The 15,093-nt window shown below is 46.6% G+C and carries 17 protein-coding genes; 10 read left to right on the top strand and 7 right to left on the bottom strand.

All coding sequences use genetic code 11. From position 1 onward, the window contains the following. Positions 1-302 precede the first annotated feature (302 nt). From DMZ48_RS12205 to DMZ48_RS12195, 3 genes are all read left to right on the top strand, one after another. Positions 303-836 (top strand): GNAT family N-acetyltransferase, encoded by a 534-nt coding sequence (locus tag DMZ48_RS12205; protein ID WP_143955436.1) that lies wholly within the window; start codon positions 303-305, stop codon positions 834-836. A 234-nt stretch (positions 837-1,070) separates the two neighbouring features. Further along, positions 1,071-2,591, top strand: a complete 1,521-nt coding sequence (locus DMZ48_RS12200; RefSeq protein ID WP_143955435.1) for a hypothetical protein — start codon at positions 1,071-1,073, stop codon at positions 2,589-2,591. Between the two features lie 104 nt (positions 2,592-2,695). Continuing rightward, positions 2,696-3,907 (top strand): LETM1-related biofilm-associated protein, encoded by a 1,212-nt coding sequence (locus DMZ48_RS12195; RefSeq protein ID WP_143955434.1) that lies wholly within the window; start codon positions 2,696-2,698, stop codon positions 3,905-3,907. Here the strand turns inward: DMZ48_RS12195 and DMZ48_RS12190 are convergent. From DMZ48_RS12190 to DMZ48_RS18630, 5 genes are read right to left on the bottom strand one after another with little or no spacing between them, the layout of a single operon-like run. Then, positions 3,904-4,659 (bottom strand): LytR/AlgR family response regulator transcription factor, encoded by a 756-nt coding sequence (locus DMZ48_RS12190; protein WP_143955433.1) that lies wholly within the window; start codon positions 4,657-4,659, stop codon positions 3,904-3,906. The genes DMZ48_RS12195 and DMZ48_RS12190 overlap by 4 nt on opposite strands. A gap of 15 nt (positions 4,660-4,674) precedes the next feature. Continuing rightward, positions 4,675-5,025, bottom strand: coding sequence for a 2TM domain-containing protein (locus tag DMZ48_RS12185; protein ID WP_143955432.1), 351 nt, complete (start codon positions 5,023-5,025; stop codon positions 4,675-4,677). Further along, positions 5,016-5,327: a 2TM domain-containing protein gene (locus DMZ48_RS12180; protein ID WP_143955431.1), complete on the bottom strand. Its 312-nt coding sequence runs from the start codon at positions 5,325-5,327 to the stop codon at positions 5,016-5,018. Before DMZ48_RS12180 ends, DMZ48_RS12185 begins: the two co-directional genes overlap by 10 nt. Positions 5,328-5,345: 18 nt before the next feature. Continuing rightward, on the bottom strand, positions 5,346-6,683 hold the full coding sequence (locus DMZ48_RS12175) for a histidine kinase (protein WP_143955430.1): 1,338 nt from the start codon (positions 6,681-6,683) through the stop codon (positions 5,346-5,348). 15 nt (positions 6,684-6,698) lie between these two features. Beyond that, positions 6,699-6,854 carry a hypothetical protein gene (locus DMZ48_RS18630; protein ID WP_162558709.1) on the bottom strand — a complete coding sequence of 52 codons (156 nt, stop codon included), beginning with the start codon at positions 6,852-6,854 and terminating at the stop codon, positions 6,699-6,701. A 102-nt stretch (positions 6,855-6,956) separates the two neighbouring features. Here DMZ48_RS18630 and DMZ48_RS12170 point away from each other — a divergent pair, with 102 nt between their 5' ends. The 3 genes from DMZ48_RS12170 to DMZ48_RS12160 all read left to right on the top strand — a co-directional run bounded on the left by DMZ48_RS12170 (position 6,957) and on the right by DMZ48_RS12160 (position 8,963). Beyond that, complete coding sequence (locus DMZ48_RS12170; protein WP_242009193.1) at positions 6,957-7,544, top strand: GNAT family N-acetyltransferase; 588 nt, start codon at positions 6,957-6,959, stop codon at positions 7,542-7,544. A 74-nt stretch (positions 7,545-7,618) separates the two neighbouring features. After that, complete coding sequence (locus DMZ48_RS12165; RefSeq protein WP_143955429.1) at positions 7,619-8,533, top strand: polysaccharide deacetylase family protein; 915 nt, start codon at positions 7,619-7,621, stop codon at positions 8,531-8,533. A 19-nt stretch (positions 8,534-8,552) separates the two neighbouring features. Continuing rightward, entirely contained in the window at positions 8,553-8,963 is a 411-nt protein-coding gene (locus tag DMZ48_RS12160) for a gamma-glutamylcyclotransferase family protein (protein ID WP_143955428.1), read from the top strand. 23 nt (positions 8,964-8,986) lie between these two features. Here DMZ48_RS12160 and recQ read toward each other — a convergent pair whose 3' ends face one another. Next, on the bottom strand, positions 8,987-11,188 hold the full coding sequence (recQ, locus tag DMZ48_RS12155; protein ID WP_143955427.1) for a DNA helicase RecQ: 2,202 nt from the start codon (positions 11,186-11,188) through the stop codon (positions 8,987-8,989). A gap of 85 nt (positions 11,189-11,273) precedes the next feature. Between recQ and DMZ48_RS12150 the strand changes: the two genes are divergently transcribed. From DMZ48_RS12150 to lptB, 4 genes are all read left to right on the top strand, one after another. Further along, a complete protein-coding gene (locus tag DMZ48_RS12150) occupies positions 11,274-12,239 on the top strand; it encodes a KpsF/GutQ family sugar-phosphate isomerase (RefSeq protein ID WP_143955426.1) in 966 nt (321 codons plus the stop codon). Further along, positions 12,239-13,084, top strand: a complete 846-nt coding sequence (gene tatC / locus DMZ48_RS12145; RefSeq protein WP_143955425.1) for a twin-arginine translocase subunit TatC — start codon at positions 12,239-12,241, stop codon at positions 13,082-13,084. The genes DMZ48_RS12150 and tatC overlap by 1 nt, the downstream gene beginning before the upstream one ends. Beyond that, the gene (locus DMZ48_RS12140; RefSeq protein WP_143955424.1) at positions 13,077-13,433 is read left to right on the top strand and encodes a carboxymuconolactone decarboxylase family protein; all 357 of its coding nucleotides are present in this window, start codon (positions 13,077-13,079) and stop codon (positions 13,431-13,433) included. Before tatC ends, DMZ48_RS12140 begins: the two co-directional genes overlap by 8 nt. Positions 13,434-13,525: 92 nt before the next feature. Further along, positions 13,526-14,266 (top strand): LPS export ABC transporter ATP-binding protein, encoded by a 741-nt coding sequence (gene lptB / locus DMZ48_RS12135; RefSeq protein WP_143955423.1) that lies wholly within the window; start codon positions 13,526-13,528, stop codon positions 14,264-14,266. Here lptB and DMZ48_RS12130 read toward each other — a convergent pair. Further along, positions 14,263-15,018, bottom strand: a complete 756-nt coding sequence (locus DMZ48_RS12130; protein ID WP_143955422.1) for a CDP-alcohol phosphatidyltransferase family protein — start codon at positions 15,016-15,018, stop codon at positions 14,263-14,265. The genes lptB and DMZ48_RS12130 overlap by 4 nt on opposite strands. Between the last annotated feature and the right edge of the window lie 75 nt (positions 15,019-15,093).

Genomic DNA, 15,093 nt, shown 5'->3' with positions numbered 1-15,093 from the left:
TATTTTTTGAATTCTTCAATTACCATTTAATTCCACTTATGTAGAAACTAACTAGTGGGAACAGTAAAATAAAAATCTAATTTCCCGTCAGTACAATAAATTGAATTTAATAGTTCTGATTTTTCTTCTCTATTTATCCTATCAGACTCTAAATATATAGAATATTTTCTATATTATAATATTTAAATCTATATTTTTAAATCTTTTTCTTACTTTTTATTTTCTAAATAAGTGTAATTGATTGTTAATTAGAAGCTTACGTAAAACACCAACTGTAAATTATTTTTATATATCTTAACCCCATGCACCCCACTCTCCGACAAGAAACCCCAGCCGACTACCCGTTGGTACATAGCCTGATCGAACGGGCCTTCCGGCATGATCCCCACAGTGATCACCGGGAGCAGTTCCTGGTACGAGCCTTGCGGGAGGCAGCAACCTTTATTCCCGAGCTTTCCCTGGTGGCGGAACTCAACCAGGCTATCGTGGGCTATATTCTCTTTACGCCCATTACCATCGATCATGCCCAGACGCGCATACCTTCCCTCGCGTTGGCGCCGGTGTGTGTGGCGCCTGATTTTCAACGACAGGGGATCGGCAGTGCGCTGATCGAAACCGGACACCGCATCGCAACCGATCTCGGTTACACGACGGTGATCGTACTGGGCCATAAAGACTATTACCCGCGATTCGGGTATGAGCGTTGCGTAGATCATCAGATCACGATGCCTTTTGCCGTCGCCGATGACTATTGCATGGTTAAGGAACTGACCCCCGGAGCCTTAACCCATATACATGGAAGCGTTACCTACCCGAAAGCATTTCTCGGAGCGTAGCAATACCTCGGGTTTGTAAGGCAAAATGTCCTTAACGCCTTTTTTTTATGCATAATTTCTTACATTCGTACCTTTAAATGGTCCCTGAAATTCTTTTAAATCCTATGTTTAATTGCTATGATCGATCGCTGGACGCTCGGGCTGTTGCCGTTCCGTCTGTTCGGTTCGCCCTATCGTCATCGTTAGCTATTGGCTGTTTTCCGGAACCTTAAACGTTAACCTTTGCAAAACCCTATGAAATTTACTGCTTTATTTCTGACCTTCTTTACCTTTTTCAGCTTGCAGGCCCAATGGCAGCTCAAGGAAAGTGAACCCTTTCCGCTACAGTTTGATAACAACCGCATACTCGCCACCCATACCCAGGCGAACGGAAATACCATCGCGATCCGACAAGCCGATCAATTTTTTATCATCGATTTTCTAGACCCGGAGTTACAACCCTTGTATTCCCTCAATATTCCTGTTAGTCAGAATGAGTATTATCTCGAAAATGTGATCACCGATACCGGGATCAAAATATTTACTGTTTCCTCCCCGGAACGTAAGTCTTACGAGGTACACTGTTTTGAACTTTCCCATGGTTCCCGCCAATATCACAAACGTACCCTGTTCAAGATCACCGGAGACCCAAGGAAGAATCCATTCCTGTTTGAAGGGAAATCCAATTATAATATCGCGATCTCCCCGGATAAGCACAGCATTGCCTTTTCGGAAACCCAGGAGCAAAAGGACCTCCATTATTGTCGTATCTATGTCTATGATCTGGAAACCCTGGAGCCGGTCTACAAAAACACCTACCAGGTTGACCCTGGCAAATATTACGAACAGAATGACCTCATCATCGATAATGAGCGTAATGTATATTCCCTGGGTAAACAATTTGCCGATCGCAAGGCACAAAAGAAAAACCAGTATCATTACGTCCTAAATCAGATCAACCGGGATGTAGCGGAGACCTTGGTACTTAAACTGCCGAACTATCAGATCCGCTCCCTGCGTATAAGTCCGTTAGATGATCAATTCCTTCTTATGGGTTTCTATACCAAACCGGATGGAAAAGGGATCAAAGGGGCCTGCCATCTTTCGATCGACCCTCGTGAAATGACGATCAAGAAAGCGCAGCACCACCCCTTCCCTGCCGAGGTTTTTCGGGACCTTTATGGACCTGATGCCGCTTATCACAACAAAAATGAACTCTTCGATTACGAGATCGATCATATCCTGACCGATGATCTAGGAAATACCTATATCACCGCAGAAGAGGTCGTGCAAATCGTATACGCTTCTATGGCGCCCATGCCTATGGCCTCACCAATTCCCGTGGCTCCTTCGGTAAGTTTGAGTTTCAATGCCGGTTTCTACCGGGGCAATAATTCTTCGGTGAAATACGGAAATATTCTCGCACTAAAGTTCGACCCTGCCGGAGACCTGATCTGGGGCCATACTCTCCTAAAAAATAAAACAGGTCCGTCGTACAAAGCGTTTTTACAGGATCAAAAACTCCATATAATACTGAATACCGATAAAAAATTAAAGGAAACGAATGACGGACGGGTGACACTCAAGGCCGGATGGTTCGCTTCCACCGCCCTTTTTGATATTGTCTATAACGAAGACGGCAATTCCGACTTTAATTTGATCCGCGAAAATTCAGCCAACAACATTTTTCATCCCTATTCCGGAGTGTATAGCCATGATTCCTTTTTTATGATCGGAGAAAGCTTGGATGCTATGCGGTATATGCTTTTGTATTAGGGCACAAAACCCAAATAACCAACCTTCAAAACCGGATTGTCTATAGGATCCGGTTTCTTTTTTCCTAAAGAATCGTAATTTTACCCGGACAAAACAAATAAAGCATGAACCCCTCGGCTCAAGGATGGATCGATAAGTTCGGTACGGTGGTACGAAAGTCCCCGATGCCGTATACACAGGAGTCCGAACTCTACCTGGAGTTTCGGAACATCGGCTTTATCTATGGGGCGAACATCGCTCAACCTTCGTTTATCCCGCCCGACCTTAACCTTTCCGAAGATGAACTGGCGAAGCTCAACCTGCTCTCTGCCCTGTATTCGGTCTACCAGCTCAAGGTTGGGGAAGCTTTTAAGTTCAACGATTTCCTGAAGGAAGTGAACCAGTTCTATTCTCAGCTGAAGGTGGAAGAGATCAGCTTCTTCAGCAAACTCCTCACCGGAAAGAAAACCTCACATCAACTGGAGGTACTCCTGCACAAGCGGGTCACCCTTGACGATAACTTTATCACCCGAAGCTTTAACAGCATGCTTACCAATGCGTTGTTGTTCCTCGATGTGATCGCGTTTCGCCGCTATCTCGAAGGCGATCGCAAGGTGCGTAAATATGCGGCGCGTATCGAGCGTATCATCATTAACCTCACCTATCATACCCTGAATTCCAAGGAAGAAAAGAGCGTCAATGATCATAACCTCTTGCGTTTGTTCGAATCATCGCTGCGGTATAATCAGACCCGAAAGGAAGATTTTGACGGCAGTTACCGATCGGAACTGTTCGAATCGTTCACCTATCTGGAAAAGAAATATTTTATCGACCTCAGCGCTCTTGCGGCCTGGGAAGATCATAGCCTGGAATACCGGGAATCGGATTTCATTCACGGGATCGGGAAAGACCTGAACCTGGAATTTCCGGAGATCGAGGAATCCCTGAGCTTTGTGGGTTATTTCTTCGATGCCAACAAGAGTAGGGTCAGTGTGTTCAAGTCTTCGAATCCGGTGAAGATGTTCTACGACAATTCCTATCAGATGGTGCGCAAGCTCATCACCCGAAACTCCAAACGCCTGTTGCGGGAACTGAGTGAGAGCCGGGAACTCTTGCTTTTACTCTCTAAATCGACCACCGATGAACTGGACGAAGAGGAACGCAAGAAGGTCCGCGAGCAATTGCTGGATATTTTTAAGGCTATCCCTTCCCTGGCGATCTTTGCCCTTCCGGGCGGCGCCATCCTGTTGCCGATCTTCATCAAACTGATCCCGAAGCTACTCCCCTCCGCTTTCGACGATAACCGCATCGAAAAGGAAACCGAATCGGAAGTCTAAGACAACCAGTCTTTGAAGTCCTTAACGCGTTCCCGGCTCACGATGATCTCCTGCTCCTTAAAGTGATGGAGCTTCACCTGTAATCTGGAATTGGTATAGCTCACCATATCACTGATGGCATCGATGTTCACAAAGAACTTCCGGCTTACCCTAAAGAACCTGCGCGGTTCGAGTTCTTCTTCGAGGTTTTCCAACGTGGTATCCAGCAGGTAGTTCCGGCCATCGTTCGTAAAGGCATAGGTACCCTTGTTCTCACTGTAGAAGCATTCGATATCGTCGGTATTGATCAGTTTGAGGTGCTGTCCGACCCGGGCGGTATACCGCTGTTTATAGGCACGGTCGACCGGATTGATCAGCAACTTCCGGATATCCTCGAAATCGAGTTGCGAACGTGCGGGATCAGGTCGAAAGGTTTTGTATTTCTTTACGGCCAGTTCGAGCTCTTCATCATCGATGGGCTTCAACAGGTAATCGATACTGTTCAGTTTGAAGGCCTGTAAGGCATATTCGTCATAGGCGGTCGTAAATATGACCGCACTGCTCACCTGCACCGCGTCGAAGATCTCGAAAGAGAGTCCGTCTGATAACTGAATGTCGAGAAAGATCAGTTCGGGGGCGGGATTTTTCCGGAACCAGGCCACCGATTCCTCTACGGAATGCAGCATGGTACTCACGGTTACGCCCATCTGTTCCAGCATGCGGTTGAGTCTTCTTGCCGAAGGTGCTTCGTCTTCTATGATGATCACTTCCATAAAAAAGGGGTACTTTTATTGTTTTTTCTGATAGCGGTCCATTTCCTCCGCTTCTTTTTGCATTAGTTTTTCGATCTTGCGTTCTTCCCAGTTCGCTCCAAACACCAGGTCTTTACCGAACACCTCCCAGAAGTGGATCCCCAGACCCACGCCCCAGCCGGCTACCGACATAAAAAGAATCCAGATTTCGAAGTCGCCACCAAAAGCATGTGAGATGAAGTAATTGATCAGCATAAAGCCATTGACGATCACATAGATCGCGAGGTGCCAGTAGAAGCCTTTGATCTCCTTCACCCGTCGCTGTGCCTTTTTCAGTTTTTTCGAATACTCGGTTTTCGTCTCTTTATAGTCCATCGTTACTCCCATCTTTGCCGTTTCATCTCATTTTGTTCCTTCTCCATGATCTCGCGGATCTTACGCTCTTCCCATTCCTTGTTGAACATGGGGTTCCATCCGAAAGCCTTAGCGGCATGGAACAATAGTCCGAGTCCCCAGCCACCGGCCGCCCATAATACCCACGGATAGGCCAGTCGGTTGGTATACCAGTTGATAAAGGTCAGAAAGCCGATGACCAGGATATAGGAGGTCAGGTTTCCGTAGAACTTCTTCATCTCTGCGACGCGTTCTTTCGCCCGCATATATTTGTCCTGTTCTTTAAAATTTTCCATTATTGGTGATTCTTGGTGTTAGTTATTTTCTTTATCCATCAGTTCCCGGATCTTACGGGCTTCCCAGTTCTTCCCCCAGAGCGGGTTGTAATCAAAGGCTTCCATATAGTGCATGATGACTCCGAAGCCCCACCCCGCCGCCGGAAAGATGATCCAGGGGAAATCGGTGGTCTTATAGTTCAGCCACCCCAGACACGGGATGACGATGAGATAGGCGATCAGGTTCGAATAGAAACCCTTCATGGCCTGTACGCGCTCTTTGGCACGCTGATAACGTTTTTCTGCGATATAATCCTGTTGCACTTCCATGGCTGATACTTGTTTTGACAGCATCGGGATCTTGACGATAAACTCCGATGCGGTTTCGTTTAAATACACTTCTTTACTGGTGAGCAAGGCATAGCGTTCTGCGATATTCCGCAGTCCTACCCCGCTCCCTTTCTTCACCACCTGTTTCGGCTGGAGGTTGTTCGTAACCACCAGGTAACCGTCTTCCTCAAAGATCCGGATGGTGAGCGGATGTGAGGGATTCACCATATTGTGCTTTACGGCATTCTCCAGCAGGAGTTGCAGTGACAGCGGCACGACCTTCATTTCAGGATCACTCGCCGCGTCCGGGAGTTCGAAACGAATGCTGTCTTCAAAGCGCATTTTCAGCAGGCTCACATAGGTTCGGGCGAATCTCAGTTCTTCATCCACACTGACCAGCTCCTTATTCTTCTGCTCGAGCACATACCGGTAGATCTTGGAAAGTGAGGTGGTAAACTTCTGGGCGGCCTCCGGGTTCTCTTCGATCAGGCTGGTCAGTACGTTCAGACTGTTGAACAGAAAATGCGGATCCAGCTGATTCTTCAGGGCATCGAACTGTGCTGTTGCCGTACCGGCGATCACCTTTTGACGGGCTACCTGTGATTCCTTCTTATGCTTGTAATAATAGAAGGCATAGAATCCCGCCACGATGATGATGGTGACGATGATCGACCCATAGTACTGAGCCGGCTCCTGTGCTTTCAAAAACTCCTGCAACGGCTGGCGGTCGACTCCCACCTTAAAGAAAAGATTCAGCAGGAACATGGTCAGAAAGGTTGCGAGGAAAGAAAGCGTGACCGGGAACAACAGTCTTCTCGGCTGCAGGAACTTATACCCGTACCGCCCCATCAGCCATTTCATCACCCACATATTCGCGAAATAAATAGCGACAGAATACACCTGATTGAACAGGAAACGCCGTAAAAAAGCCTGATCAAATGTAACTCCGTAATTCCCGGAATAGATCATATTGATCAGCAGAAAGACTGCGAACACGGCCACACCGATCAAAAATGCTTTTACCAATTCCCTGATGAACCCTTTCATAATGTATTTATTTCTTTAAAGGTAAAATTTTCTGTCGTTATCCTCCACCCAAATTTGTGATGAAACGACGACATTCGCTTCACTGTATCCCGAAGGAAAAGCAGCATATTCTGTTTGCTCTGCTGCGACACTACAGATGAAACTGACGATTAAATAGATGATCCTGATCATGACGTTCGTTTTGATTGATGCAGCAAAGTTGGCTGTTTACCGGAAGTTCTCCTACTATAGTTTACCGAACTGTCGAAAAAAGGGGATGAAATGCAAGCGATCATGAAACTGATAGCTCAATTCGTTAATTTCGACGAATCACAAAGACATAAGCCCCTAGGAACCATAATTTTATCCTATTTTTACGATATGATTTTCCAGACCAGGCGATTATATATCCGAGAAATGCTGAAAAGCGACCTGGGTAGTTTTCATAAAATGCAAAACGACCAGGCCGTGATGCGCTATGTCGGCGGCAAGACCTTCACCCTCGAAGAGAACGTCCGCGATCTGGAAAATATCATCGCTTTCTACAGCAAACCCCGGAACGATTTCTGGATCTGGGCGATCGTCAACCGCGAAGACGACCGCTTTCTGGGTACGGTTGCCCTGGTGCGCAATGAAAAGACCGAATATGAGATCGGGTATCGTCTGTTGATGAAGGAATGGGGGAACGGTTACGGAAAGGAAGTCGTGAACGGACTCATCTATCATGCCTTTGAAAATATGCATCTGAAAGAGATCGTGGCCTATGTCGATAAGGCCAATGCCTCCTCGGTTCGTATCCTCGATTCTACCTTCCGTTTTATCCGCGAATTCTATAATGAGGAAGAAAATTGCATAGACCGCTATTACAGGCTTTCTAATTAACAGGGATTTTTTATTTTTATGGGGTCCCCGGATTCTTTACGCCTTGAGCTTTTTTAAAAGATCCAAACCATCGTATGAGAAAACATATTACGGCCCTCTTCATCCTTGCCTTCCTTTTTTCAGGAATGGCCCAACAGAACCTGGCAGAAAGGCTCGGTTACACCAAAGACACCAAATTACTGATCATACACGCCGATGACATCGGGATCGCCCATTCGGTGAACGATGCCTCTTTTACCGCCATGAAAGAAGGTTCGGTAAACTCGGGCAGTATCATCACGGTCGGCCCCTGGATGGAAGAGGTGGCCGAAATGGCGAAGGAATTTCCACAGGCTGACCTCGGGGTGCATCTGGCCCTGACGAGTGAATGGCTGCATTATAAATGGCGGCCTCTGACGGAAGGGAAAAGCTTTACCACCGAATTCGGCTATTTTTATGCCACCTGTGCGGAGGCCACCAAAAATGTGATCCTTGCCGAACTGGAAGAAGAGATGCGGGCGCAGATCGAGTTCGCCATCAAGAACGGCATACAACCCACCCACCTCGACAATCATATGGGTTGCCTGACCACCGGAGATCCCGAGCTATTGCAGCTTTATCTTAAATTGGGGCGTATGTATGAAATTCCGGTCATGCTCACCAAAAGTCAGGTACCGCCTTCCATCAAAAAGAACCTGACCAAGACGGCAGTATTACTGGATGCCCTCTATATCGCCGGACCGGAAGATTACAAGAACGGGATGGCTGCCTATTACACCAAAGTCATCCGAAATCTCAAGCCTGGACTCAACCAGATCATTCTGCATGCTGCCCACGATGATGCGGAGATGCAGCAGATCTGTTATGGCCACCGGAACTGGGGCTCTGACTGGCGGCAGAAGGATTATTATTATTTCACCAGCGAACGCGTGCAACGCCTGCTGGAAGAGAACGAGATCCGGCTGATCTCCTGGCGTGAGATCCGGGAGATTCTTTTCAATGCCGATTAAAACGAAATAATCCGCCCCCATGACTCCACCCATCCATCATTTATTCGTTTACGGAACCCTGCGCACGGGGTTCGACAACCGCTATGCCCGCTACCTGCATACCCATGGCACCTACCTGGGGGTGGGGCGAATTCCCGGAAAACTCTATGACCTGGGCTCCTTCCCCGGAGCGGTCTTTCTTCCCGAATCGGAATCAGTGGTACAGGGGGATGTTTTCAGCGTGGATCCCGGAAATGAACGCTTGTTCGAACTGATGGACGAATATGAAGGAATCGATGATCCTGATTTTAATTATTATGAAAGAAAAATGATCGGGGTCGAACTCGAAGGAAGCGTATTCCAATGCCTGTCTTATGCACTGATTCGGGACACGAATGGCCTGAAACAGATCGAGGCAGGTGATTATATCGCCTACCTCGATCGGATGTAACAGATTATTTATTACAGTTGGTGTCAGTTTGCTACTTCACTGATGAACTTAATCCGGTAGATTCGAAGTTCATCATCTTCGTAATCTCCGTCAAATTCTTCCATAGCCACTGATATCTTGTCATTGTCTGCATCGATGAAATATTCATGCAATTCATCCTGCTGATCTTCATCGAACAATTCATCGATCCAGTAATCGATGTTCAGTTTCGTTCCCATATAGACGATCTGTTCCATTTCCTTGATCAGGTCATCCATGCTAAGTCCTTTAGATGCCGCAATATCATCCAGCGGAAGTTTGCGGTCAATGTTCTGAATGATATATAATTTAAGTCCGGAATTCGCCCCTGTGGATTTCACGACGAGGTCATCCGGTCTGTCGATATTGTTCTCTTCTACATATTTGGAGATGAAGTCGATAAAGGCTTTCCCGTATTTACGAGCCTTACCATCGCCTACCCCATGAATATTGATGAGTTCATCCATGGTAACCGGATACTTCAGCGCCATATCTTCGAGTGACGGATCCTGAAAAACCACGAAAGGAGGAACTTCCAGCTTTTTCGCCTGTTGTTTCCTCAGGTCCTTCAGCATCTTAAGCAAGACGTCATCGGCTACAAAGCCACCCGTTTTTTTCGCAGTTGCAATGGTATCGTCATCGGAATCCTCATAGGTATGGTCTTCCGTCATCATGAACGAGACCGGAGCTTCCAGGTATTTCTTTCCGGCCTTACTTAAATGCAGTACACCGTACAATTCGATCTCCTTTTTGATGAGTCCGGTGACGAGTACCTGGCGAATCAATGCCATCCAGTATTTATTATCGTGTTCCATTCCGGTTCCGAAGAAGGGTTTCTCATCGGTCTTATGCGACTTGATCAAGGCATTCGTCTTTCCGATCAGGGTATTCACGATCTCTTTGGCCTTATATTTTTCTTTGGTTTCGCGGATGATGGATAATAGTTTAACCACATCATCTTTGGCTTCGTGTTTCTTTTTGGGGAAACGCACATTGTCATCGAGGTCGGCACCTTCGCCGTTCACCTCATCGAATTCCTCCCCGAAATAGTGCAGGATATATTTCCTTCTCGACATGGAAGTTTCGGCATAAGCCACCATATCCTGCAGGAGGGCATGGCCGATTTCCTGTTCTGCAACGGGTTTTCCACTCATGAACTTTTCCAGCTTCTCGATATCCTTATAGGAATAGAATGCCAGGCAGTGTCCTTCCCCCCCGTCACGACCGGCTCTACCGGTTTCCTGGTAGTAACTTTCGATACTTTTCGGGATATCGTGGTGGATCACGAAGCGAACATCCGGTTTATCGATCCCCATTCCGAAAGCGATGGTAGCTACCACCACGTCGACATCTTCCATGAGGAACATATCCTGATGATTGGCACGGGTCTTGGCATCGAGTCCGGCATGGTAGGGAACCGCTTTGATTCCATTCACCTGCAGGGTTTGTGCCAGTTCCTCCACCCTTTTCCGGCTCAGACAGTAGATGATCCCCGATTTGCCTTCGTGTTGTTTGACAAAACGGATGATATCGGCATCTACATTCTTGGTTTTGGGTCGTACTTCATAATAGAGGTTCGGACGATTAAAGGAGGCCTTGAAGACCATGGCCTGTCCCATTCCCAGATTCTTCAGGATATCCTCCTGAACCTTGGGAGTCGCTGTAGCGGTAAGTGCGATAATAGGAATATCATCGCCCAGTCTTTTAATAATCGCTCTGATATTTCTGTATTCCGGGCGGAAGTCATGCCCCCATTCGGAGATACAGTGTGCTTCGTCCACTGCGACGAAGGAGATCTTAACTGTCCTCAGGAAGTCTATATACTCTTCCTTTGTCAGTGATTCCGGGGCAACATAAAGCAGTTTAGTGATTCCGTTTGTGATATCATCCATCACCTGTTTCACCTCCGTTTTGGTAAGTGAAGAGTTCAGTACATGGGCGATTCCCTTATTGGCGGAAATTCCCCTGATGGCATCGACCTGATTCTTCATCAGTGCGATTAACGGTGAGATCACGATCGCAGTTCCTTCCTTTACAAGTGCAGGTAATTGGTAGCATAGGGATTTCCCACCACCGGTGGGCATAATTACAAATGTGTTTTCGTCGTTGACGATGTTTTTTACAACCTTCTCCTGTAAACCTTTAAACTGACTAAATCCAAAATACTTCTTCAGCTCCGCGTGTAAGTCAATTTCAGCAGTACTCATCCTTTCGTTTTACTATTTTATATACATTTGCACTACTAAAGATAAGATATTCTTTTTTTATTACAAATTCTAAAAAATCAAAAGTTTGATCGATAAAAATGCCATTATAGCCTGTGCTAGAAAGGCAATTGATACTGAGGGAGATGCCATCAAAAACCTGTCAGGTTTAGTAGATGGCGAATTTGCGGATGCGATTGAATTTATTTACAATTCGAAGGGTAGAGTCATCATAACAGGAATCGGGAAGAGTGCGATTATCGCTACAAAGATCGTAGCAACGCTCAATTCTACCGGTACTCCTGCTATTTTTATGCACGCTGCCGATGCCATTCACGGAGATCTGGGAACCATTTTGGAGGATGATGTTGTGATCTGTATCTCCAAAAGCGGGAATACACCGGAGATCAAAGTACTGGTTCCGCTGATCAAAAACGGACCGAACAAACTGATCGCGATCACTTCGAACCGCGAGTCATTCCTCGGGCAACATTCCGACTATGTGATGAACGCTTATGTGGAGAAAGAAGCTTGTCCGAACAACCTGGCTCCTACCACCAGTACGACCGCTCAGTTGGTCGTTGGGGATGCCCTCGCGATCTGCCTTTTGGAACTTCGCGGCTTCAGCAGTTCTGATTTCGCCAAATACCATCCGGGAGGTGCGTTAGGGAAAAAACTCTATCTGCGTGTGGGTGATGTTGCTGCAGCCAATATGAAACCGGAAGTGTCGAAAGCATCAGACATCCGTAAAGTGATCGTGGAGATCTCTGAAAAGATGCTTGGGGTGACCGCAGTGGTCGAGAAGAACCAGATCACCGGGATCATTACCGATGGTGACATTCGTAGGATGCTCAACAAATACGAGAACATCAACGGACTTACCGCCGCCGATATCATGACCGCCAACCCAAAATCCGTACATGCCGAAATGATGGCTGTCGACGCACTTGAAATAATGGAAAACAACGGAATCTCCCAGCTATTGGTGACCGATGAAGCCGGTTACTTCGGGGTGATCCATCTTCATGACCTAATTAAAGAAGGAATTATTTAATGGCCCAACAACAAGAAACTGCCTCTGAAATGTCTTTTCTGGACCATCTCGAAGAACTGAGATGGCACCTTATTCGCTCCACACTTGCGGTTGTCATCATCGCCGTGGTAGCCTTTCTGATGAAAGACTTTATTTTTGACACCATACTTTTCGGTCCTAAAAAAGCCGATTTCCCTACCTACCGATTGTTCTGTAATATCTCCAGAACCATCGGTCTCGATGATTCTTTTTGCGAAGGTCCGCAATTCAGGATCCAGAGTCGTCAGATGGCAGGACAATTCTCAGCACATATCTGGACCTCTATCTGGGCCGGATTTATCATCGGTTTCCCGTATCTGTTATATGAGCTGTGGAAATTTATTAGTCCGGGACTCTATGAGAACGAACGTAAGAATGCGAGGGGTTTCATCTTTATCGCTTCCTTTCTGTTCTTTACCGGGGTGTTGTTCGGATACTATGTGATCTCTCCCTTGTCTATCAATTTCCTGGCGAATTACCGGGTTAGTGACGAGGTATTCAACGATATTGACCTGTCCTCTTATATCTCTATCGTCAGATCAGCAGTGATCGCCTGCGGACTCATCTTTGAGTTGCCGATCCTCATTTTCTTTCTGACGAAGATCGGACTGGTGACACCGGAGTTTCTGAAGAAATACCGTAAGTTCGCTCTGGTCATCGTATTGATCGTAGCGGCTGTAATCACCCCTCCCGATGTGGCGAGCCAGGTCGTGGTAACCATACCGGTACTGATCCTTTACGAGATAAGTATACACATCTCCCGTATCGTGATCAAAAGGGATAAAGAAAAGCAAAACAATACAACAAACGTAACTAAGAATGACTGATCAGGTTAAGGAATTCAACGAATATCGCAGCAGGATGAACGAACGCATCCTGGCCGATAACAACAAGATCATCAAGAGGATATTCAACCTCGACACCAATGCCTATGCACCCGGAACCCTGGATGTAAAGACCAAGGAACTGTTAGGCCTTGTGGCTTCTATGGTATTGCGATGTGATGATTGCGTACGTTACCACCTGGAGACCTGTCATAAGGAAGGTCTGACCAAGGATGAGGTTGCTGAAGCGATGGGTATCGCTACCCTGGTGGGAGGTACCATCGTGATCCCGCACCTAAGAAGAGCTTACGAGTTCTGGGATGCCCTCGAAATCCAGGAAAAATCAGAATAATTTTATAATGTTATTATAAAAGAATGCCGTACCGAATCCATTTTTTTACTTTTGAAAGAAATGAATCCGGTACGATATAAAAAATCCGCCCTGTGAAATTACGTGCAGAAAACATAATGAAGTCCTATAAAGGACGAAAAGTGGTAAAAGGGATCTCCCTGGAAGTGAACAAAGGTGAGATCGTCGGACTCCTCGGCCCGAATGGTGCCGGTAAGACGACGTCTTTCTATATGATCGTAGGACTTATCAAACCCAACGGTGGTAAGATATTTCTCGACAGCCAGGAGATCACTGATTATCCGATGTACAAGAGAGCACAACAGGGTATCGGATACCTGGCACAGGAAGCTTCTGTATTCCGTAAACTCAGTGTAGAAGACAATATCATGAGCGTTCTGGAGCTCACCAAGCTCAGCAAACAGGAACGTCACATGAAGATGGAATCGCTGCTCGATGAGTTCAATATAGGCCACATTCGCAAGAACCGCGGAGACTTGTTATCGGGAGGTGAACGACGCCGTACGGAGATCGCACGAGCCTTAGCCACCGACCCGAGTTTCATTCTGCTCGATGAACCGTTTGCCGGAGTTGACCCGGTAGCCGTAGAGGATATTCAACGGATCGTTGCTCAGCTAAAGAATAAGAATATCGGGATTCTGATCACCGACCACAATGTACAGGAAACACTGGCGATCACCGAACGATCCTACCTCATGTTCGAAGGTAGTATTCTGAAAGCGGGAATTCCGGAAGAGCTCGCAGCCGATGAAATGGTTCGTAAGGTCTATCTCGGACAGAACTTCGAACTTCGGAAGAAAAAGCTGGACTTCTAAGCCAGCTTCCCTTTGCTATTCTCGATCACCGAGAACACTACATACAATACGATGATCACCGGTATCGCCATGAATTGCATCACGATCAGCAAAATGAGGCTGAGCAACAAAAAGGTGTATTTTATGATATTATCCCTGAGCTTTCCGCCTTTGAACTTCAAAGAAAAAAGTCGCACTCGCGCGTTGAGCATATAAGCACTCAGCAGCGTGATCACCACCAGAAACCAATTGCTCAGGATCAGTGTATCGAAGGTTACGTTGTTATGATATTTCAGGATCAATGGCAACGAAAGGATGAACAAGGCATTAGCCGGAGTAGGCAGACCGGTAAAAGTGGTCGCCTGATCTTCATCGATATTGAATTTCGCTAAACGATATGCCGATGCCAGGGTGATCAGAAATCCGAGGAAGGAGATCGCGATGAACGTATCGCCTACCCAGAACATGGATTCGGTCGATTCTCCACTCCATGTATACGAATTGAGTCCGTTCGCCTGATTAAACAGCTGAAACATCACAATACCCGGAACGAGTCCGCTGGTCACCAGGTCTGCCAGGGAATCCAATTGCACGCCCAGCTCGCTTTTCACATTCAGCAACCTTGCCGCCAAGCCGTCGAAGAAATCAAAGAAGATTCCGATGGCCACGAACAATGCTGCCAGTTCCAGATGATTCCTTACCGCTAATACTACGGCGATACAACCGCTCAGAAGGTTGAGCATGGTCAGGAAATTTGGTATGTGTCTTTTCATTTAAGCGTTGTTTAGTACTGCAAATTTAGCATAAAGTACTGCGTAAGTTATTAAAATTCCCGCATATTTTCGGCA

Source organism: Robertkochia solimangrovi (genome assembly GCF_007279655.1).
Lineage (GTDB): Bacteria > Bacteroidota > Bacteroidia > Flavobacteriales > Flavobacteriaceae > Robertkochia > Robertkochia solimangrovi.
This window is presented reverse-complemented; position numbering and strand designations above follow the sequence as displayed.